Source organism: Protofrankia sp. Cas4 (genome assembly GCF_963555915.1).
Taxonomy (GTDB): Bacteria; Actinomycetota; Actinomycetes; order Frankiales; family Frankiaceae; genus Protofrankia.
The window spans coordinates 1-20,826 of the sequence record NZ_CAUVXL010000274.1 but is presented as its reverse complement, the minus strand read 5'-3'; the positions used below and the strand labels follow the sequence as shown (position 1 = coordinate 20,826).

Below are 20,826 nucleotides of genomic sequence, written 5' to 3'. Positions count from 1 at the left end.
GGACGAGCTGCTGCACGCCCGGCTCACCGACGGCGACAGTCCGGTCCAGTCCGGTGAACGCCTCGCCACCGGTGGACAGTGCATCACCGTCCACCCCGGCCCGGACGGCACGCTGTCCACCCGGCCGGTCGCTCTCCCGTCCACATCAGCGTCTGGGTGTGGGTGTGGGTGTGGCCACGCTCGCCGACCTTCGCCAGCTGACCCCACCGGCTCCCCCGACCGCTCCACGCGCCGCTGAGCGCATCTCTCCGGAAAGCCGCTGACTATTGAGGCGTGGCGGGTGGCATGTTCTCAACAAGCGTGAACTCGCCGACCGCATGTACCCGCCAGCCCCCGACGTCCGCAATGTCGGGGAGTTCGGGACGTCGCTGCAGTGTCAAAATGACCGCGCCGGCGAGAGGCACCTGTGCCGTGGCCCGCACCGTCTCTCCCGGATCCAGCGTCAGCTTGACATAGGCCACATCCGGTGCAGGGTAGTCGGCGCGAGTCGCCAACCCTCGTCCCGCCAGCAACATGCGCACCTCGTCGAGCTCCCTCAGCCAAGTCTTGAGGGACTCCGGCGTGACCATGGCGTGGAGTACATCGTCGACGTCGCCCTCGTTCAGAAGGACGAGGAACGCCGCCGCGAGACGCACGATGTTGTCGTGCCCCTCGACTTCTGCCTGGCGCATCGCCTCCTTGGCATCACCTGGCACCAAGCCAGGTCCCCACGGGTGCTCGTACTGCAGGACGTCGAGCGTTGCTCGTGCCGTACGGACAACGAGTCCGCCTCGCTCCAACTCGAGGAGGTCACGGTCTCCGCTGACCAAGAAGGTGGCCGCCGTGTCCTCCGCGAGCGCGACAAGGTAGTCATCCTTGGGATCACGGCAAACCTTGGCACGCGTCTCCACCGGTGGATCTTCCACGTGTTCCGCTAACAGTGCCATGGCTTGGAGGAAGGATTCGGCGTCATCGATCGTCAACCACCGTCGAAACTTCGGCCGCCGCAGCACAGTGTCCAGCTCGGCAAGCAGCTGCGAGGACACCACGAGCGTCACGCGCCCGGCAACGGCCGCCTCGATCAGCTGCGTTGCTGCGCCACGCCCCGAGATCGCCGCCGACACGTACACGCCCGGATCGACAACCAGCCGTATGTACGTTCTGGAAGTTGGAGAGGTCATCGAGGGGAGAGGCTGGGCGTCCCGTTCTCCCCGACGCGAGCAGCATCCAGCTCCTCGTAGGCGACGGTCTCGGCTTCCTCGTCCGTCAACTCGCTATTGCGGCGAATACGGACAAAAACCCCGCTTAGGATCTGCGCGGCCAAGTCTCTACGCACCGAATCCTCGATCAACTCATCGCGACTACGGCCGAGCCTCCGAGCCGCCGCATCGAGGCATTCAAGGACCGTCGCGTCCAGCCTGACCTCGGCACTCACCTTGGACACCCGACTCACCTCCCCGCCAGAGCAAGCGGATCTTTCATGACCCAGACAAAACTCACGGCTAGCTGGCGAACCTGGGGGTCGGGGTGGACCTGGGTGGACTTGAACCACCGGCCTCTTCCTTATCAGGGAAGCGCTCTAACCGACTGAGCTACAGGTCCTTGCTGGGCTCCACAGTACCGGATGGCGTCCGGTACCTGACGTGGCGCCCGTCGTGAACGCCGACCTCGGCGTCACGTCCCTACGTGTCCCGCCCATCGTACGTACTGATCACCCGTATCTACTGATCACCGAGGACGACCTCGATACCACCGACCATCTCGGTACACAGGTTGTACAACAACGCACCCAGCGTCGCCAGCGCTGTCATCAGGATCACGTTGATCGCGCCGATGAGCAGTCCGAGTTCCATGGCCCGAGCAAACGACAGCCAGGTGCGGACCCCACCGTTGCCGCCATCGGTGAGGGTGTCCGCCGCGTGGACCACACTGTCGAACACGCCGATCGAGTTCAACACGAACCACAGCACCGCCACGGCGACCATCAGCACGACGAACACGCACAGGGAGAACGCGAACGTCAGCCGGGTCACCGACAGCGGATTGACCCGGGTGACGCGCAGCCGGGCCCGGCGTCCCTGTCCGGACGGGCGGACCACGGAGGGTCCGGTCGGAGCACCCACCATCGGCCCGGTCGTCGGGTCCTTCATGCTCCGTTCCCGAGCCGGTGCACGCGGCACGCCAGGCGCGGCTGAAACGCCAGGCGCGGACGATGTTCCAGGCACTGACGATGCAACGGGTGTGCCGGGCGCCGCGATCGTGCCGGTGGGCGGCGTCCAAGCGGTGCGCTCACCAGGCGCGGAACGTTCGTCGCCCGATCGCTTGGCAACGCTGTCCGCCGGCGGATTCGCCGCGACGGCTGCCTTCGCACGCTCCGACCCTCCCACACGGCTGCCGTTTTCGCCCGCCACGCCGCGCACGCCCGCGCCCGCGCCGCCGAGGGCGGCAGCAGCGCTCCCGGAGCCGCCACCCGTCGAACCGCCGACCGGCTTGGTGGGTCTGCGCAGGGACATCGTGTCCGGATCAGACCTGGGTGTCTCACTCGCCGACCCGATGCGCGATGATCTAGTGCTCGCAGACCCGGCCGCGCCTGCGCCTGCGGGTGACCGCGATGACGACGGCCCTGTCACACCGGTACCACCCACGACGGGCGCGGCGCTGGTCGTCGGCGCCACCGGAGTCGGAGCCGGAACCGGAGTCGGAGTCGGAACCACCGGAGTCGGAACCGGAGCCGCCTGGCCCTTCGCCGCCGCGGGTCGGGTGACCGGTCGCCCGGTCGCGGCGTTCGCACCCGGCACGACCGTCGAACGAATCGGAGCCGCCGGCACGAACGGTCGGGTCGGACTCTGCCGCTCGGTGCGAACCTCCGAATCCGCCGCGGGCTTGGGACTATCGGCACCGCCCCGACGATCGGCACCGCCCCGAGTCGTGCCCCGCCCGTCGGCCTGCCCGCCTGCCCGCCTGGTGGGCTGTGCCGGCGAGCTACCCGGTTGTGCCGCCGAGCTACCCGGTTGTGCCGGCGAGCTACCCGGTTGTGCCGCCGAGCCCGGAGTCACCCGCGGTGACACCTTCGTGCCGGGGGCGTCCCGTGGCATCCGCAGGTCCCGGACGACGGACGGGGCCTGCTGCGCCCGGGTGCCGTCATCCTGCGAGCCCGGCGCAGCGTCCGAAGCCGCCGACATCCGCCCGTCATCGTGGGCCTCCTTGCTCCGGCCAGAGGGCTGCTCCGACCGTGGCGAGGAAGATCCACGCAAGGCCGGCGACCGGGTGGTCCGGTCGTCATCGCTGCTGCTCACGGTCCATCTCCCGCCATGCCCGGCCCGACGCCGACCACTTAGGCTGAGTCTCCCCCGCCGGGACTGGTCGTCGAACCGTTGTCCGAGTTGTCGTCAGCATCAGCATTGCGCGCCACCCCGACAACCTGGACGCCGGCCTCCAGATCGATGAGCCGGACGCCCATGGTCTGCCGCTGGGCCCGCCGGACGTCACGTGCGACGGTGCGCAGCACGCCACCGTTGGACGTGATGGCGTACAGCTGATCGTCCTGGCCTACCACCAGGGCACCGACCAGTCCGCCGCGAGTGGAGACGATCTTCGCGGTCAGGACGCCCTTGCCACCGCGTCCCTGCACCGGATATTCGCCCAGGGACGTCCGCTTGGCGTAGCCCCCGCTGGTGGCGACCAACAGATTGGCTTCCGAGCTCGGCGGCACGACCTCCATCGCGAGCAGTTCGTCGTCGGAGTCGAAACGCATCCCGATGACACCCGAGGTGGCACGGCCCATCGGGCGGAGCTGCTCGTCGTCGGCGTGGAACCGGATCGACTGGGCTTGGCGGCTGACCAGCAGCAGATCGTCGCCCGCGGACACGAGCCGGGCCGCGATCAGCTCGTCGTCGTCACGCAGGTTGATGGCGACCAACCCACCGGACCGGTTCGAGTCGAACTCGGCCAGCGCGGTCTTCTTGCACAGCCCGCGCCGGGTCGCGAGGACCAGGTAGGGCGCCGCGTCATAGTCGTTGATCGCGATCACTTCGGCGATCCGCTCGTCCTGACCGAACGCGAGGATGTTCGCCACGTGCTGGCCCTTGGCCGTTCGGGCCTGTTCGGGCAGCTCGTGCGCCTTGGCCCGGTACACCCGTCCCTTGTTGGTGAAGAACAGCAGCCAGTGATGGGTGGTCGTGACGAAGAAGTGCTCGACGATGTCGTCCTCGCGCAGCGCAGCGCCCTGCACGCCCTTGCCGCCACGGCGCTGTGACCGGTAGAGGTCGGTCTTCGTGCGCTTGGCGTAACCACCGCGGGTGACGGTGACCACGACGTCCTCGCGGGCGATCAGATCCTCGACGGACATGTCGCCCTCGAACGGGACGAGCCGTGTCCGCCGCTCGTCACCGAACCGGTCGACGATCTCGGTGAGCTCCTCGCCGATGATCTCCCGTTGCCGGGTCGGCGAGGCAAGGATCGCCTCCAGTTCGGCGATCTTCGCGCGCAGCTCGGCCGCCTCATCGATGATCTTCTGGCGCTCAAGTGCGGCGAGCCGGCGCAGCTGCATGTCCAGGATGGCGACCGCCTGGATCTCCGACAGGGAGAACCGCTCCATCAACTGCCCGCGCGCGGCGTCCGCCGACTCGGCGTTGCGGATGAGGTTGATCACCTCGTCCAGATGGTCGAGCGCGATCAGCAGGCCCTCGAGGACGTGCAGGCGCTCGCGGGCCTTGCGCAACTGGTAGCGGGTCCGACGGACGATCACGTCGACCTGGTGGTCAACGTAGAAGCGCACCATCTGGTCCAGCCGCAGCGTGCGCGGCACCCCGTCGACGATCGCCAGCATGTTCACGCCGAACGTGTCCTGTAGCTGGGTGTGCTTGTACAGGTTGTTCAGGACGACCTTCGCGACCGCGTCCCGCTTGAGGTCAATGATCAACCGTTGGCCGGTACGCGCCGAGGTCTCATCCCGGATGTCGGAGATGCCACTGACCCGGTTGTCCCGGACGAGTTCGGCGATCTTCTCCGCGAGATTGTCGGGGTTGACCTGGTAGGGCAGCTCGGTGACGACAAGCTGGGTCCGGCCCTTGTTCTCCTCCACCTGCACGACGGCCCGCATGCGGATGCTGCCGCGCCCGGTGCGGTAGGCGTCTTCGATGCCCTGGCGGCCGACGATGAGACCGGAGGTGGGGAAGTCCGGCCCCTTGATCATCCCGAGCAGCGCTTCCAGCAGTTCTTCGTCGGTCGCGTCGGGGTTCGTCAGGAACCACTTCACCCCGGCAGCCACTTCGCGCAGGTTGTGCGGGGGGATGTTGGTCGCCATCCCGACCGCGATGCCACCGGCACCGTTGACCAGCAGGTTGGGAAACCGGCTGGGCAGGATTGTCGGCTCCTGCGAGCGGCCGTCGTAGTTGGCGGCGAAGTCGACCGTGTCCTGGTCGATGTCGCGCAGCATCTCCATGGCCAGCTGCGCGAGTCGTGACTCGGTGTAACGCATTGCGGCCGGCGGGTCATTGCCCGGTGAGCCGAAGTTCCCGTTACCGTCGACCAACGGATAGCGCAGCGACCACGGCTGGGCCAGCCGCACCAACGTGTCGTAGATCGCGGAGTCGCCGTGCGGGTGGTAGTTACCCATGACATCACCGACGACACGCGAACACTTGAAGTACCCGCGGTCCGGGCGGTAGCCACCGTCATACATCGCGTACAGGACGCGCCGGTGCACGGGCTTGAGGCCGTCGCGGACCTCCGGCAACGCCCGGCCGACGATGACCGACATCGCGTAGTCGAGGTACGACCGCTGCATCTCGACTTCGATACCGATGGGTTCAACCCGATCGCCTGGCGGCGGAGGCAGTACGTCGGTCACGCGGGTCCTTCCAGACAGGGGTGGTGAGGACGGTCAGCCGTGCGCGGTGCAGACTGTCCAGTATTTCCGATATATCCGATATGGGCTATTTTGATATGGGCTAAATGTCGAGGAAGCGGACGTCCTTGGCGTTGCGCTGGATGAACGAGCGCCGCGCGTCGACGTCCTCACCCATCAGGACGGAGAAGAGATCGTCCGCCACGGCTGCGTCGTCCAACGTCACCTGCAGCAGAATGCGGCGCTCCGGGTCCATGGTGGTGTCCCACAGCTCGGTCGCGTTCATCTCGCCGAGACCCTTGAAGCGCTGGATCGCGTCCTTGGGCAGCTTGCGCCCAGCCTCGACGCCGTGCGTGATCAGACCGTCGCGTTCGCGGTCAGAGTAGGCGTACTGCCAGTCCTCGCGACCCCATTTGATCTTGTAGAGCGGCGGCTGGGCGAGGAAGACATATCCGGCCTCAACCAGCGGACGCATGAACCGGAAGAGCAGCGTCAGCAGCAACGTCCGGATGTGCTGACCGTCGACGTCCGCGTCCGCCATCAGCACAATCTTGTGATAGCGCAGCTTGGTCGCGTCGAAGTCGTCGTGGATGCCGCAGCCGAGCGCCTGGATCAGCGCCTGGACCTCGGTGTTCTTCAGTACCCGGTCGATCCGGGCCTTCTCGACGTTCAGGATCTTGCCACGCAGCGGCAGGATCGCCTGGAACTTCGAATCGCGGCCACCCTTGGCCGAACCGCCCGCCGAATCCCCCTCGACGATGTAGACCTCACAACGCTCCGGATCGGTATACTGACAGTCAGCGAGCTTGCCCGGTAGGCCTGTCCCGCCGAGCAGACCCTTACGACGGGTCAGGTCGCGAGCGGCGCGAGCGGCGATCCTCGCCCGCTGAGCGTCCATCGCCTTACTGACGATCGCCCGCGCCTCGACCCGGTTGGCCTCAAGCCAGTCCTTCAGCGCCGCATAGCACATCTCCTGGACGAACCGCTTGGCTTCGCTGTTGCCGAGCTTGGTCTTGGTCTGTCCCTCGAACTGCGGCTGCGCCAGCTTCACCGAGATGATCGCGGTCAGGCCCTCGCGGATGTCGTCCCCGGCCAGGCGCTCGTCGGGGTTCTTGCCGTTGGCCTTCGGTGGCTTGAGCAGGTTCTGGTCCTTGGCGTAGGCGTTGACCGCGCTGGTCAGAGCCGCGCGGAAGCCTTCCTCGTGGGTGCCGCCCTCGTGGGTGTTGATGGTGTTGGCGAAGGTGTAGACCGACTCGTTGTAGCCGGCGTTCCACTGCATCGCGAGCTCGGCCTCGATGCCGGTGCCCTTGGAATCCAGCGAGATGACCGTCTTGTGAATCGGGTCCTTGCTGGCGTTGAGATGATCGACGAAGTCGACGAGCCCGCCCGTATAGCAGTAGGTGACCTCTTCAGGCTCCTCGGGACGCTCGTCGCGCAGGCTGATCGTCAGCCCCTTGTTCAGGAACGCCATCTCCTGCAGCCGGCGGGTGAGAGTCTCGTATTTGTAGTCGGTCGTCTCGAAGATCGTGTCATCCGCCCAGAAGGTGACGATCGTACCGGTCTTCCTCGTCGGCGCGCCCTTGGCCAGTGGTGCGGCCGGACGGGTGTTCGCATACGGCTGGAACCAGGTGAAGCCCTCGCGGCGGATCTCGACCTCCAGGCGGGTGGACAGCGCGTTCACCACGCTCACGCCAACCCCGTGCAGACCGCCGGACACCGCGTAGGACTTGCCGTCGAACTTCCCACCGGCGTGCAGGGTGGTCAGGACGACCTCGACCGCCGGACGCTTCTCGGTCGGATGCTCACCCACCGGGATGCCACGGCCATTGTCTGCGCACCGCACGCCACCGTCGGCGAGCAACGTGACATTGATCGTGTCGCAGTAGCCGGCGAGCGCCTCGTCCACAGCGTTGTCCACAACCTCGTACACAAGGTGATGGAGGCCGCGTTCCCCAGTAGAGCCGATGTACATACCCGGACGCTTGCGAACCGCGTCGAGACCCTCAAGAACCTTGATCGAACTTGCATCGTAGGTCACGCGGTATGTCCCCTCGTCCTCGACTGCGAACTACGCGAGAAGCGTCTCCTGATTCTACCTGGCCCTTCCACCAGGAAGACTGTGGGTGGCCCCTGGCATGCGCGCAGCGCCCCGCACGGCTTTCCGTCGAACCCCAGTACGCGGCTTCCCCTGGATGGCGCCTCCGGCGCGATCCAGGGGACCCCGACACCTACGGCGACACCAACGGCCACACCTACCGTCGGCCGCTCAGCCGTAGGTGTCGCGGGGACCGCGCCCGCCGGACGCATGCAGGGGGCCGTGCCGCCAACTGGGCGTGGTCGGACCTCGGACCACGATTCGGCGTACCACTTCCGGCCCAAGTTCCTTACTTAGAGTAACCAAAAGTTGTCGGGACAACAGCCGCAGCTGCGTTGCCCAGGCGGTTGACTCGGCGGCCAGCTCGAGCGCGCCGTCACGCAGCGAAACCGGATAGCAGTGCGAGGAGATGTCCGGACCGACCAGCGCGTCCCAGCGGGCGAGAACTGTCGCGTCGGTCGCGCGGACCTCCCAGCCGCGTTCGGCGAGCATCCGCGCTACCGCGGCGTTGAACGCGACCGGTTCGGCCCACTCCCGTCCCGGTGCGGCCATCCCGGGCATCCGTGGACGACGCCGCGGCTCCCGTCCTGACGGATCATCACCGTCGACCTGCCCGGCGCCGCGCCCGTCACGCGCTCCCGGCCCACGCCCGCGCCCGCGCCCGGACGCCCGGGCGCGGGCATCCTCCTTGGCCCGAGCGAGAACGAGGCGGGCGAGGTCTGCACCACGCACCGGGGCGGGACCGGCCGCCAGCTCGCCCGCGCCAGCATGCTCATCCGACGACATGGCGCACCTGCCCGTCCGCGACTTCGAAACGCACTCCGGCCAACGCGGCGGGAACGTCCGCGTCGACCGCTGCCGTCACCAAGACCTGCTCGGCCGGGGCGACCAGCTCCGCCAGCCGGGCCCGACGGTTCACGTCGAGCTCAGCGAACACATCGTCGAGCAATAGTACCGGTTCGCGCTGATCATCCCGCAATAGTTCGAATGATGCCAATTTGAGTGCAAGCGCGAGCGACCACGACTCGCCGTGGCTCGCATACCCCCGCGCCGGCCGACCGTTGATGGACAGCAACAGCTCGTCGCGATGTGGGCCGACCAGGGTCACCCCGCGCTCGAGCTCGCGCGGCCGGACCCGGGCGAGCTCGGTGAGCATCGCCGCCTCCAGCACAGCCCGGTCGGTGGAGACAGGCTCGCCCGGAACGGGACCGCCCGGGCCAGGACCGCCCACGGCCTGGTCGGACGTTCCGGCTGTGACGGTCGAGCGGTATTCGATGGCGGTCAGCGCCCTGTCCGTCCGCACGTCGTCTCGGGCACCGGAGACCGGGGCGGCCGGGGAGACGGCCGGGGCTCCGGCCACGGCCGAGTAGGCGGTTTCCACTCTGGGTTGCAACGCCTCGACCAGCGCGCCCCGCGCCGCTACCAGTTCAGACCCGTACCGGGCAAGTTGGGCATCCCAGACGTCCAGGGTGCGCAGATCGCTCGTCCGGCCGCCGCGGCGCGCGGCCGCGGCCGTCCGCAACAGCGTCGACCGCTGGCGCAACACCTTGTCGTAGTCGGCGAGCACACCGGCCAACCGCGGCGCCCGGGCGACCAGCAGATCGTCGAGGAACCGCCGGCGCTCGGCCGGATCGCCCCGGACCAACGCAAGATCCTCCGGGGCGAAGAGCACCATAACCAGCAATCCCAGGACGTCGCGGGGCCGGGCAAGCGGAGCCCGGTTGAGCCGGGCCCGGTTCGCCCGGCCCGGGATGATCTCAATCTCCACCAGTGCGGCCCGGTCGCCCCGCACGATCCGCGCGCGCAAGGCCGCGCTCGCCGCGCCCTCGCGAACGAGCGGCGCATCCGAGGCCACGCGGTGACTACTAAGGGTAGCCAGGTAGCCGACGGCTTCCAACAGGTTGGTCTTACCCTGCCCGTTGGAGCCGACGAACGTGGTCACCCCGGGCGCGAGCTGAAGATCCAACGCGGGATAGGACCTGAAGTCCACCAGCGACAGGTGCGTGAGATGCACGTCACCCGGACAGCCGGATCGGCATGAGCAGGTAGCGGTAGTCGGGGACCTCACCGTCGTCGGGTGCCTTGCCGGTGAGGATCGCGGGCTTTTTGGCGGCCTCATCCGCATCGTCAGCGCTCGCGAAACCGATGTACACCACGTCGGACTCCACCGCGTTCAGACCGTCGAGCAGGTACGTCGGGTTGAACGCGATGGACAGGTCCGGTCCGTCGTAGCCGATCGGCAACGTCTCCCGGGCCTGCGCCTCGCCGCCGGCGCCGGCCTCGAGGACCAGGTGCTCGGCGGAGAAGCTCAACTGGACCGGAGCGGTACGTGCGGCAACCAGCGCGACGCGTTTCACAGCTTCGGCGAACGGGGAGATCTCAATCTGCGCGGTCAGCGGTGAGCTGTCGGGCAACAACCGCTGATAGGGCGGGAAGGAACCGTCCACCAAGCGGGTCGTGGTCTGCCGGTCACCACCGGTAAACCCGGCGAGGGCCTCCCCGGACGGACCCGATCCGAGCGCGATCGCGACCTCCGCCCCGGAGCCCGACAACGCCTTGGCGGTATCGCTCAGAGTACGCGCCGGCACCATCGCAACACCCTCGACGTCAACCGCGGTGGGACGCCACTTCATCTTGCGAACGGCCAGCCGGTAACGGTCCGTAGCGGCCAAGATGAGCATCTCACCGTTGATCTCGAGGCGGACGCCGGTGAGCACCGGCAGCGTGTCGTCCTTGCCCGCGGCCACCGCGACCTGGGACACCGCCCCGGCAAACGCGGCTCCCTCAATGTGGCCGGTCGCCGCCGGCATCGGTGGCAATGTCGGGTAGTCATCAACCGACATGGTCGGAAGGGTGAACCGTGCGTTACCACAGGTGAGCACCACGCGCGCGCCGTCGGTCGCCAACTCGACCGGTGCCGAGGGAAGAGCTCGGGTGATCTCGGCGAGGAGCTTGCCGGACACCAACGCCCGGCCCTCTTCGGAGATCGTCGCCGTCACCCCGCACTGCGCTGCCACCTCGTAGTCGAAGGCCGAGACCTTCAGTGATGGACCGGTCGCATCCAGCATAAGCCCAGCAAGGACCTGAAGCTGTGAGGTCGCACGGGTCGGCAACGTGCGCGCCGTCCACGCCACGGCATCGGTGAAGTCGTCCCGTTCAACCCGGAACTTCATGATTCGCCCTTCTGGATGGTGCTGTTCGCCTGCGCTGAGGCGTTCCAGCATCGCAGGCGTCCGCACCGGGCGCGCTGCGGGGCTGGGGCAGGGCCGCGGCACGCCCGGAGCGGGGCTGGGGCACGCACCTCGCTCCCCAGCCCTGCTCCTTGATCCAAACTTCTGGTGTTGGGCGCTCATCGAAAACAGGGAGTGACCCGACCATGATCAGAATTTGGTTGTCCCCAGGCCCAACCAGCCTTGGATGTTTTCCTTGAAGAAGGATCTAGTTCGTCGTGACAGTAGGCGCGGTGGATACTGGGGATAACCGAGGCCATTGCCAGCTCACGAAGCTGATCCGACCGTGCGGATGCTGTGGGTACCGCTGTGTGAAGGCCCTGTGGATTTCCACCGGCGGTCCGGTTGTCCCCAGAGGCTCCCCCGCCGTACAGAGTCCATCCACTGTTTGTGCACAGTTTCTACACAGTCTGTCCCCGGCTACGCAGTGTTTCGAATCGATCTTCGACGCGGTTTGCGCCCACACGGGAAGGGCCGGAAACCGGCGCGCCGAAGCCAGGCCGCCGTTCCCGGATTCCACAGGGTTTTCCACAAGCTGTGCACAAGACTCCACCGGCACACCGAGGTCGACGTGACCGTATTTGGGTGGCTCCTACCCCGGATTCGTCCCGTTCATGCCTGTCATGCCTGTCGTGTCTGAGCCCGGATCCGGTTCGTCAGCTCGGTGACCTGGTTGTAGATCGCGCGGCGTTCGGCCATGAGCCCGCGGATCTTCCGGTCGGCGTGCATCACCGTGGTGTGGTCGCGTCCGCCGAAATGCTGGCCGATCTTCGGCAGCGACAGGTCGGTCAGTTCTCTGCACAGGTACATCGCGATCTGGCGGGCGGTGACCAGGACCCGGCTGCGGGATGTGCCGCACAGGTCTTCCATGGACACACCGAAGTACGTCGCGGTCGCGTTCATGATCCCAGCGGCCGTGATCTCGGGGTCGGCCGCATCCGGGATGAGGTCGCGTAGGACGATTTCGGCCAGGGTCCGGTCGACGTGCGACTTGTTCAGGCTTGCGAACGCCGCGACCCGAATCAACGCGCCCTCCAGCTCGCGGATGTTGCGCTCGATGTGCGTGGCGATGTACTCCAGCACGTCGCCGGGGACGGGCAGCCGCTCGGTCGCGGCCTTCTTCGACAGGATCGCGATCCTGGTCTCCAGATCCGGCGGGGTGACGTCGGTGATCAGACCCCACTCGAACCGGCTGCGCAGCCGGTCCTCCAACGCGGACAGCTGCTTGGGGGACCGGTCGGAGGAGATGACGATCTGCTTCTCGGTGTCGTGCAGGACGTTGAAGGTGTGGAAGAACTCCTCCTGCGTCCGTTCCTTGTTCTCCAGGAACTGGATGTCATCGACGAGCAGCACGTCGGCGTCGCGGTAGCGACGTTGGAACGCCTGCTGGCGGTCATCCCGGATGGAGTTGATGAAGTCGTTCGTGAACTCCTCCGAGCTCACGTACTTCACTCGTGACTCCGGGTACAGCTTCAGGGTGTAATGACCGATCGCGTGGAGCAGGTGCGTCTTACCGAGCCCCGAGTCGCCATAAATAAACAGAGGATTGTACGCCTTGGCCGGCGCCTCGGCGACGGCCACCGCCGCCGCGTGTGGGAACCGGTTGCTGTCGCCGATGACGAACGTCTCGAAGACGTACCGGGGGTTCAGCCGCGCCGGTTCGTATGACCGGGGTGCCGGGTCGCGGCCGAGCCCCGGGGTGATCCGGGCGGCAGGGACTGCGGTGGCCGTCGGCTCCGGCAGCGCGATCGGCCCGGTCATCGGCTCCGGGTCGGGCAGGTGCTCGACGGTGACCGCGACGCGGATTTCTCGTCCATAGGCTGTGGACAAAGCTGTGGACAGAAACGATCGGAGGCGTGAGTCGAGCAGGTCCTTGGTGAACTCGTTCGGCGCGGCGAGCAGCGCTGTGTCCTGGACGAGGCCGAGCGGACGGGTCAGTCGCAGCCAGGCCCGCTGCTGCGCCGACAGGGTGCCGTCCGCGACGCCGGCGACAGCCTGCCCCCACACGGCGGACAGGTCCGGTTCGCCGGCAGACACCCGGTCTGACATCCCGGCGAATGGGTCGGCGCTAAGGTCGGTCACGAGCGAGGCTCCTCCGGACGGTCGAACGGTCGAACGGTCGGGGCGGTCAGCTGTCGGCGTGCCCCACCGAGGGGATAGTTCTCCACATGGTCGTCCACAAGCTGTGTACGACCATGACACCCCACCCGGCATGGTGCCCCGCCGGCGCCCCGGTCGGCGGCGATCGCGACCCGTCCCGCTCGAGTGGCGTGAGACTTGATAGTCTCAGGCATCGAGTTGTGGCGACCGTGCGCTGTTCGGTGTGTTCCGGCGTGTCCCGCGTTACCACTGCCGTCCTCGTTTGTCCTTTGCCCGTCCGGCGTCCGGAGTCTTCTGTGAGCAAGCGCACCTTCCAGCCGAACAATCGCCGGCGTGCCAAGACGCACGGGTTCCGGCTTCGGATGCGGACCCGCGCCGGTCGCGCGGTGCTCTCGGCCCGTCGCCGTAAGGGTCGTAGCGAGTTGTCCGCCTGAGATTCATCGCGCCGCGATCTCTCCCGCGTCATGCTGCCCGTTCGGAACCGTGTCCGGACCAGGGCCGAGCATGCCCAGGTCGGTCGCGGTGGAGGCCGGATCCGCAGCGGTCCGCTTGTTGTCCACAGCCTGACTGTGGACAACAAGCCTGAAGGCAGCGACCTCGTGGACGACGCCGACGCAGCGACCGCCCTGCCTCCGCCACGCGTGGGGTTTGTCGTGAGCCGCAAGGTAGGCAATGCCGTCGTCCGCAACCGGGTCCGCCGGAGACTGCGTGAGCAGGTACGTGCCCGACTCGATCACGTTCCGGCTGGGACGTTGATGATCGTTCGTGCCTTACCGGACAGTGCCACCGCATCCTCAGATGAGCTGGGGCGCGCCCTCGACCGGGCGTTGCGTGAGAGATCATCCCGCGGCCGGTCCGGTAACGGGTCCAGGCTGGGCGACGGGATTGCCAAAACCCTCGACCGGCATCGTCGATGAGCATCGGTGACTGCTTTCTGCTTACAGTCGGTCTACTCGCAGTGTTCGACCTGACTGTGGCAAGCCACGTCGCCGCGAGGGCCGCGCCGAGGCTGTGTCGTGGCCCCGGCGGCATGGTGCGCAGTCCCCTCGCGTGGGTGCTGCGTACCATGATCGGACTCTATCGGGCCGCCTGGTCCGTGCGCAGCGCCGGCGTCTGCCGCTTCGAGCCGTCCTGTAGCGCGTATGGGCTTGAGGCGGTGCGCAGTTACGGCGGGGTCCGGGGCGGCCTGCTGGCTGCCCGCCGGCTGCTGCGCTGCCAGCCGTTGTCGGCCGGAGGTTATGACCCGGTTCCGACGCGTGACCCGGCCCCGACGCGTGACCCCAAGCACCCGCACAAGCCGACCGCGTCCCGCCGTGGCACGAGGGTCAGCCGTGGCACGAGGGTCTTGATGGCCAAAGGGCGCGCGACGATCGTCGGATCGCGCGCCCGGAGGCCGCAGTCCCTGGAGCACTAAGGAGACAGGCCAGTGTTGAATCCCCTCTACCATCTCGCGGCACACGCGATCGTCTTCTTCCACGGTGGCTTCGGGCTGATCTTCGGTCAGGGCAGCTTCTTCGCGTGGTCGTTTTCTGTCGTCCTGCTGGTGATCTGTGTCCGCATTCTGATCTTTCCCCTGTTCGTCAGGCAGGTGAAGTCGCAGCGGACGATGCAGCTGATGCAACCCAAGATCAAGGAGATCCGGGAGAAGCACGGGCACGACAAGCAGAAGATGAACGCCGAGATCATGGCGTTGCAGAAGGAGCACGGCAACCCGCTGCTGGGCTGTTTGCCGATCGTGCTGCAGATCCCGTTGTTCATCGCGCTGTTCCACGTCTTCAGCCACCTCCAACCCGTTGAGGGGAAGAACGGGCTGGAATGGGTGGCGCGAGTGGGGTTGACCGCTCACCAGGTGCAGCAGATCGCCGAGGCCAAACTGCTCGGCGTGTCGCTGTCGACGTCCTTCACCTCGTCGTCGAGCTTCCTGGAGTTCGTCCGCGCAGACGGGACGAACGTCAAGATTTTTGCCGTCGTCCTGATCCTGCTCATGGGCATGACCACGTTCCTGACCCAGAAGCAGATCATGGCGCGCACCGGGACAACGGACTCGCAGCAGGCCATGGTGCAGAAGGTGCTGCTCTACGGCTCGCCGATCATGCTGGCGGTGTTCGGTTTCCGCTTCCCGATCGCCGTCCTGCTCTACTGGCTCACCACCAACCTGTGGAGTATGGGCCAGCAGTTCTTCGTCATCAAGAGGATGCCGCCGGTGCTGGCACAGACCGCGACCGGACGCGTACCCGGGGCCCGGGTGGAGGCTGGTAGCGCTGCGAAGGGCAAGACCCTTGAGCCGCCGGCGCGTCCCGCACCCGGTGCCCGGCCGGTGCCCGGCGCTCGGCCCGCGGCGAAGGCCAAGAGCCGTTCCAAGCCCGCCGTGGATGCTCCGACCACGGAATCGTCCGCGACCGCCGTCAGTAAGGTCGTGAACAAGTCCACCGGCAAGGCTCCGCCCGGGACCCGTTCGCCTGGCAATCCCGGCAGTAAGGCGCGGCCGGCGACGGCGGCGGGAAACGGGTCCGGCGCTGCGTCCGGCAACGGGACTGGCGGCACCATGGCCGGCAACGGGACTGGCGGCAACACGGTTGGTAACTGGGCTGGCGACAACGTGGCTGGTAACGGGACTGGCGGTAGTGCGGCCGGCAAGGTCCAGCCGGCTCCGGCTCCAGTACCGGAAAACGGCGCAGTCCAGGACAACAGGACGGCATCCGAAGGCGAGCCCAAGACCCGTGCGGCAGGTACACCCGGGGTGCCGGCTGGAGCGCGACGCCCATCCGGAGGCTCCCGTCCCGCCAAGCGGCGCGGGAAAGGCGGGCGGCCCGGGGGGCGGCGGTGATCGGTTTCCATAGCCGTCACAGTCGTGCCCGTCGCAGGCGTGCCCGCCAGATCCCCGACAGCAGATGTCCATCCTCGAAGGAGCTGTTCTGATGACCGGTTCGGCACCTGACCTGGCCGCCGACATCGCCGCGGTTGCCGAGGTCGGCGGCCCGTCCATGGCCGCTGACACGCCGACGAACGGCCGGCGGCGCATCGCCGATCTGGAACAGGAAGGCGAGATCGCAGCGGACTATCTGGAGGCTCTGCTCGACATCGTCGACATGGACGGCGACCTCGACCTCGATGTGGAGGGAGAGCGAGCCGTCGTGGCCGTCGTCGGGGACGGCCTGGACCTGCTCGTGGGTACCCGAGGGGAGACGCTGGAGGCGTTGCAGGAGCTCACCCGGCTCGCGGTCCTTCAGAAGACCGGCGTTCGCAGCCGGCTGATGTTGGACGTCGGTGGTCACCGTGCCCGGCGGCGTGCCGAGCTGCGGGAGCTTGCCGCGGCAGTCGCCGCGCGGGTGAAGACCGGTGGCCGGCCGGAGAAGTTGAAGCCGATGACGCCGTTCGAACGCAAGGTCGTCCACGACCTCATAGCGACGATCGACGGTGTGGTCAGTGAGTCCGAAGGGGAGGACCCCCAGCGCCGGGTGGTCATTCTCCCTGCGGACTGACCTCGTTCCTGCTTGCCTGACTGTCTGCCGTGATCCACAGAACACGGCAGACAGGGGGTGTATTGCGTTCGTGCTACGCCAGGTCCGGTCGGGCTGACACGGCGTACACCGATGCGGCGGACGACGCCACCGCCGGGGTCAACGGGCGGGTACCCGCGGTGTGACCGCGATACGGGCCAGCGCGGCCAGCGTCAGGTAGATGCAGGTGCCGTCAAGGTTGAACGAGTACCCGGGCGGTACGGTGAGCCCGACGATCTGGCGCGGTGCGCCGGCGTGTTCGAGCTTGCGCATGAGCTGCGGCAAGAACGACTCGGATGATGACATGCCAAGGACGATCAGTAGTTCGTCCTTGAGGTAGCGCAGGAGTTTCAGCATGTTTATCCCGCACGCCGCGGCGATGACGCCGAGTATGACGATCACAAAAAATGCCGATGTTCCGTAGCTGATCATGATCAGCTTTCCGAGGCTCTTCAGCGTATGTAGTCCGTACTTGCCGGTAGTGAAGGCGATTGCGCCGAAGGCGCCGACCACGCTGTTGGGCACAAGGTCGGTGAGGTAGTGATCCCAGCCCGAGGCGGCGTTCGCGTCCTGGTGGTGGAGGACGACCCGTTGATTGCTGAAGCACATCAAACCTACGTCGAGCGGATACCGGGTTTCGCTGTCGTAGGTGTGGTCGACTGCGGTGGCGAGGCGTTACGGCTCGTTGCACAGACCCCGGTCGACCTGGTGCTGCTCGACTTCTATCTACCGGACATGGGCGGTCTGGACGTCTGCCGCGCGCTGCGCGGGCACGGGGCGCCGGTCGATGTCATCGCTGTCACATCCGCCCGCGATCGTGCGGTGGTGCGGGCAGCCGTTGCCTACGGCGTGGTCCAGTATCTACTCAAGCCGTTCAGCTTCGCGATCTTCCGGGAGCGGCTCGAGCGCTACGCCGACTACCGGCGGCAGATCTCCGGGACGGGCGTACAGCCCGAACCTGGGGGTGTGGCCCAGCATGACGTCGACCGGGCGCTGGCCGCGCTGCGGGAGCCGACTCCCGCCGAGGCGCCGCAGGGCTTGTCCGCGGCAACACACGACGTGGTGATCGGCCAGCTTCGGGCCGCTGGTGGTCCCCTGTCCGCGGTGGACGTCGCTGACGGCGCCGGTATCTCCCGTGTCACGGCCAGGCGCTATCTTGAGCACCTCGTCGGCCAGCACTCGTCGGCCAGCACCTCGCCATCCGGACGCAACGCTACGGAACCACCGGCCGGCCCGAGTTCCGCTATCGCCGGGCAGGCCGGTGAAGCAGGTGGCCGCACTTCCCGCGCCAGCCGATCCGGCCTTCCACGGAGCGTCCTGATTCGGGTAGCGAGGATGCTGGTCGCATGTTGCCTGTGTCCGGCCCCCCGGCCATCGCCCGTGGAGTGTTCGGGGATGGTTTTGACCTTGCCTGTGTGTATGCGGATCTTCTTGCCACGGTTGGCGTTGACCGCGGGCTGATAGGTCCCCGTGAGACCGACCGGCTCTGGGACCGTCACCTGTTGAACAGCGCCGTGGTCGAGGAGACCGTCGGGCCCGCCGCGACCGTCGTGGACGTGGGGAGCGGAGCCGGGCTGCCCGGTATCCCGCTTGCGCTCGTCCGTCCGGACCTGAGAGTCACCCTCCTCGAACCGATGCAACGCCGGTGCGTGTTTCTGCACGAAGTAGTGGTGAGGCTCGGACTTGAGGGGCGAGTCACGGTCATCCGGGGACGCGCGCCCGACATTGCCACTACCGTGGAAGGCCACAAGTTTGATGTTGCCGTGGCAAGGGCTCTCGCGCCCTTGGAGCGGTTGGGCGCGATGCTCGTGCCGATGCTGGAACCGGGCGGTGTCATGCTTGCACTGCGCGGTGCGCGCGTTGTCGAGGAATTGTCGGTCGCGCGAGGTGAGCTGGATGCCCAGGGCTGGCGCGAGGTGGACGTCGTGAAGTGCGGGGTCGGGCGGCTTTCGGAGCCGACCACCGTGCTGCGCGCCGTGTACACCGCATCTGAGCCTGGGCGCCGGCAGGGAAGCGGGAAAACGCGTGAAGCACGGCGAGGACGGGAGGCGCAGCGTGCACGTGGACACTCACGTTCCACGTGAAACAGCGTCGGGGGCAGGTAACACCTCCATAGGCGCGGGACGGGCAGTGCGTCAGCCGTCGGCCCGACCAATGGACTCTCATGATCCATCCACCCCTATCGGAGCGGCGGCAGCGGCGGCAGTGGAAGCCTTGACCATGGAACGACGACGGCCGTTTCCCCGGCCTACCCGACGGCGCATCATTACGGTGGCGAACCAGAAGGGTGGTGTCGGGAAGACCACCACGACGGTGAATCTTGCCGCGGCCCTGGCCATGCACGGGTGCCGGGTCCTGTGTATCGACCTGGACCCGCAGGGCAACGCATCAACTGCGCTCGGGGTTGACCACCGGTCCGGTGTTCCATCTATTTACGAGGTTCTTCTCGGGGACCGACCGCTCGACGAGGTCGTGGTGAAGTCCTCCGAATCCGAGGGTCTCTACTGCGCTCCGGCCACCATCGACCTAGCCGGTGCCGAGATCGAGCTGGTTTCGGTCGTAGCGCGGGAAACCCGCCTGCGTCGGGCGATCGCCGGACTCAAGCGGGACGTCGACTACATCATCGTGGACTGTCCACCAAGTCTCGGGCTTCTCACGGTCAATGCGCTGGTGGCGGCCAAGGAGCTTCTGATCCCCATCCAGTGCGAGTACTACGCGCTTGAGGGCCTCGGGCAGCTCCTGCGCAACGTCGAACTCGTGCAGGCCCACCTCAACCCGGATCTGCACCTGTCCACGATCATCCTGACTATGTACGACTCACGGACGCGACTTGCGGACCAAGTCGTCCACGAAGTCAAGGAGCACTTCGGGCCCCGTGTGCTGGGCACGACCATCCCGCGTAATGTGCGGATCGCCGAGGCGCCGAGCTACGGCCGGTCGGTTCTGACCTATGACCCTGCTTCGCGGGGATCACTGTCCTACCTGGCCGCCGCGCGCGAGCTTGCCGAGCGAGGCTTCGAGCCGAATGGGGTGGGCCTGTGACAGCACGCAGGGGTGGACTGGGGCGAGGGTTGGGAGCGTTGATCCCAACAGCGATGGACAGCGCTGACATCGGGATCGACAACGGCTTCGGACTGAGATCCGGGCCGGTACCGGTTCATGGTGCGACCTTTCGCGAGATCCCCGTCGACTCGGTCACGCCGAATCCGCGCCAGCCGCGGACGCACTTCGACGAGGAGACGCTTGAGGAGCTGGCCGCGAGCCTGCGTGAAGTCGGCCTGCTCCAGCCCATAGTCGTCCGCGAAATCATGCCCGGGCGCTACGAGCTGGTCATGGGGGAACGGCGCTGGCGGGCGTCCCGGCTCGCGGGCTTCAGCCAGATCCCCGCGATCGTGCGGGACACCACCGACGACGCCATGCTCCGGGACGCGCTGCTGGAGAACCTCCACCGCCAGCAGCTCAACCCCCTTGAGGAGGCAGCCGCATACGAGCAGCTCCTGCGCGACTTCGGCGCCACCCACGAGGAACTCGCCGGGAAACTCGGCCGTTCGCGATCCCATGTCACCAACATGATTCGGCTGCTGGGTCTCCCACCGGCCGTGCAACGTCGGGTGGCGGCTGGCGTGCTGTCCGCCGGCCATGCTCGGGCACTGCTGTCGCTGGGGGATTCTGATTCGCAGGACCGCCTCGCGACCCGGATCGTCGCCGAGGGTCTGTCCGTACGGGCCGTCGAGGAAATCGTGGCCATGGGCGAGGAGGGGCCGCGTAAGACGGCTCCCCGTGGGCCCCGGGCCATCGCTCCCGCACTCGGCAAGTTTGCCGCCCGCCTGTCCGACCGGTTCGACACCCGGGTGAAGGTCGACATGGGGCGCAGCAAAGGAAAGATCACTGTGGAATTCGGAAGCATCGAAGACCTGGAGCGGATCGTCGCGGTGATGACGGCCTCGCCGTCGGAGTCGGAGTCGGAGTCGGAATCGGGATCGGGATCCGCGACGGAATGAGCGGCCCCGAGCTGGTCGGGTGATCTCGGCTCGACAGGCTCCGGATCTGACTGTCGTTTTGGATCTTCTGTCC

At 67.1% G+C, this 20,826-nt stretch carries 17 protein-coding genes, 1 tRNA gene and 2 pseudogenes; 9 read left to right on the top strand and 11 right to left on the bottom strand.

What is annotated here, in order from left to right:
- Nucleotides 1-263 precede the first annotated feature (263 nt).
- From U9979_RS24955 to dnaA, 10 genes are all read right to left on the bottom strand, one after another.
- The gene (locus U9979_RS24955; protein ID WP_322781208.1) at nucleotides 264-1,160 is read right to left on the bottom strand and encodes a putative toxin-antitoxin system toxin component, PIN family; all 897 of its coding nucleotides are present in this window, start codon (nucleotides 1,158-1,160) and stop codon (nucleotides 264-266) included.
- Nucleotides 1,157-1,423: a ribbon-helix-helix protein, CopG family gene (locus tag U9979_RS24950; protein ID WP_322781207.1), complete on the bottom strand. Its 267-nt coding sequence runs from the start codon at nucleotides 1,421-1,423 to the stop codon at nucleotides 1,157-1,159. The genes U9979_RS24955 and U9979_RS24950 overlap by 4 nt, the downstream gene beginning before the upstream one ends.
- 84 nt (nucleotides 1,424-1,507) lie before the next feature.
- Nucleotides 1,508-1,581, bottom strand: a tRNA-Ile gene (locus U9979_RS24945).
- Between the two features lie 119 nt (nucleotides 1,582-1,700).
- Nucleotides 1,701-3,275: a DUF3566 domain-containing protein gene (locus U9979_RS24940; protein WP_322781206.1), complete on the bottom strand. Its 1,575-nt coding sequence runs from the start codon at nucleotides 3,273-3,275 to the stop codon at nucleotides 1,701-1,703.
- A 38-nt stretch (nucleotides 3,276-3,313) separates the two neighbouring features.
- On the bottom strand, nucleotides 3,314-5,830 hold the full coding sequence (gyrA, locus tag U9979_RS24935) for a DNA gyrase subunit A (protein ID WP_322748689.1): 2,517 nt from the start codon (nucleotides 5,828-5,830) through the stop codon (nucleotides 3,314-3,316).
- A 100-nt stretch (nucleotides 5,831-5,930) separates the two neighbouring features.
- Nucleotides 5,931-7,865 carry a DNA topoisomerase (ATP-hydrolyzing) subunit B gene (gyrB, locus tag U9979_RS24930; protein WP_322748690.1) on the bottom strand — a complete coding sequence of 645 codons (1,935 nt, stop codon included), beginning with the start codon at nucleotides 7,863-7,865 and terminating at the stop codon, nucleotides 5,931-5,933.
- A gap of 228 nt (nucleotides 7,866-8,093) precedes the next feature.
- Nucleotides 8,094-8,708 (bottom strand): DUF721 domain-containing protein, encoded by a 615-nt coding sequence (locus U9979_RS24925; RefSeq protein WP_322748691.1) that lies wholly within the window; start codon nucleotides 8,706-8,708, stop codon nucleotides 8,094-8,096.
- The gene (locus tag U9979_RS24920; RefSeq protein ID WP_322781205.1) at nucleotides 8,695-9,936 is read right to left on the bottom strand and encodes a DNA replication/repair protein RecF; all 1,242 of its coding nucleotides are present in this window, start codon (nucleotides 9,934-9,936) and stop codon (nucleotides 8,695-8,697) included. The genes U9979_RS24925 and U9979_RS24920 overlap by 14 nt, the downstream gene beginning before the upstream one ends.
- 1 nt (nucleotide 9,937) lies before the next feature.
- Nucleotides 9,938-11,095, bottom strand: coding sequence for a DNA polymerase III subunit beta (gene dnaN, locus U9979_RS24915; protein ID WP_322748693.1), 1,158 nt, complete (start codon nucleotides 11,093-11,095; stop codon nucleotides 9,938-9,940).
- 678 nt (nucleotides 11,096-11,773) lie between these two features.
- A complete protein-coding gene (gene dnaA, locus U9979_RS24910; RefSeq protein WP_322781204.1) occupies nucleotides 11,774-13,234 on the bottom strand; it encodes a chromosomal replication initiator protein DnaA in 1,461 nt (486 codons plus the stop codon).
- A 314-nt stretch (nucleotides 13,235-13,548) separates the two neighbouring features.
- Here dnaA and rpmH point away from each other — a divergent pair, with 314 nt between their 5' ends.
- From rpmH to U9979_RS24885, 5 genes are all read left to right on the top strand, one after another.
- Nucleotides 13,549-13,686 carry a 50S ribosomal protein L34 gene (rpmH, locus tag U9979_RS24905; RefSeq protein ID WP_013871596.1) on the top strand — a complete coding sequence of 46 codons (138 nt, stop codon included), beginning with the start codon at nucleotides 13,549-13,551 and terminating at the stop codon, nucleotides 13,684-13,686.
- Nucleotides 13,687-13,716: 30 nt separating this feature from the next.
- The gene (gene rnpA, locus U9979_RS24900) at nucleotides 13,717-14,169 is read left to right on the top strand and encodes a ribonuclease P protein component (RefSeq protein WP_322748695.1); all 453 of its coding nucleotides are present in this window, start codon (nucleotides 13,717-13,719) and stop codon (nucleotides 14,167-14,169) included.
- Nucleotides 14,166-14,666 carry a membrane protein insertion efficiency factor YidD gene (yidD, locus tag U9979_RS24895; protein ID WP_322781203.1) on the top strand — a complete coding sequence of 167 codons (501 nt, stop codon included), beginning with the start codon at nucleotides 14,166-14,168 and terminating at the stop codon, nucleotides 14,664-14,666. Before rnpA ends, yidD begins: the two co-directional genes overlap by 4 nt.
- 12 nt (nucleotides 14,667-14,678) lie before the next feature.
- Nucleotides 14,679-16,079 carry a membrane protein insertase YidC gene (gene yidC, locus U9979_RS24890; protein ID WP_322781202.1) on the top strand — a complete coding sequence of 467 codons (1,401 nt, stop codon included), beginning with the start codon at nucleotides 14,679-14,681 and terminating at the stop codon, nucleotides 16,077-16,079.
- Between the two features lie 91 nt (nucleotides 16,080-16,170).
- Nucleotides 16,171-16,734, top strand: a complete 564-nt coding sequence (locus U9979_RS24885) for a protein jag (protein WP_322781201.1) — start codon at nucleotides 16,171-16,173, stop codon at nucleotides 16,732-16,734.
- Between the two features lie 177 nt (nucleotides 16,735-16,911).
- On the opposite strand, the pseudogene U9979_RS24880 reads toward U9979_RS24885, so the two are convergent.
- Nucleotides 16,912-17,262: pseudogene (locus tag U9979_RS24880) on the bottom strand (cation:dicarboxylate symporter family transporter); the annotation flags it as partial.
- Nucleotides 17,263-17,295: 33 nt separating this feature from the next.
- Between U9979_RS24880 and U9979_RS24875 the strand changes: the two are divergent.
- The 4 genes and pseudogenes from U9979_RS24875 to U9979_RS24860 all read left to right on the top strand — a co-directional run bounded on the left by U9979_RS24875 (nucleotide 17,296) and on the right by U9979_RS24860 (nucleotide 20,753).
- A pseudogene (locus tag U9979_RS24875) lies at nucleotides 17,296-18,017 on the top strand (response regulator).
- Between the two features lie 81 nt (nucleotides 18,018-18,098).
- On the top strand, nucleotides 18,099-18,836 hold the full coding sequence (rsmG, locus tag U9979_RS24870) for a 16S rRNA (guanine(527)-N(7))-methyltransferase RsmG (protein ID WP_322781198.1): 738 nt from the start codon (nucleotides 18,099-18,101) through the stop codon (nucleotides 18,834-18,836).
- 70 nt (nucleotides 18,837-18,906) lie between these two features.
- The gene (locus U9979_RS24865) at nucleotides 18,907-19,794 is read left to right on the top strand and encodes a ParA family protein (protein ID WP_322748703.1); all 888 of its coding nucleotides are present in this window, start codon (nucleotides 18,907-18,909) and stop codon (nucleotides 19,792-19,794) included.
- Nucleotides 19,791-20,753, top strand: a complete 963-nt coding sequence (locus tag U9979_RS24860; RefSeq protein ID WP_322781196.1) for a ParB/RepB/Spo0J family partition protein — start codon at nucleotides 19,791-19,793, stop codon at nucleotides 20,751-20,753. Before U9979_RS24865 ends, U9979_RS24860 begins: the two co-directional genes overlap by 4 nt.
- The last annotated feature ends 73 nt before the right edge of the window (nucleotides 20,754-20,826 follow it).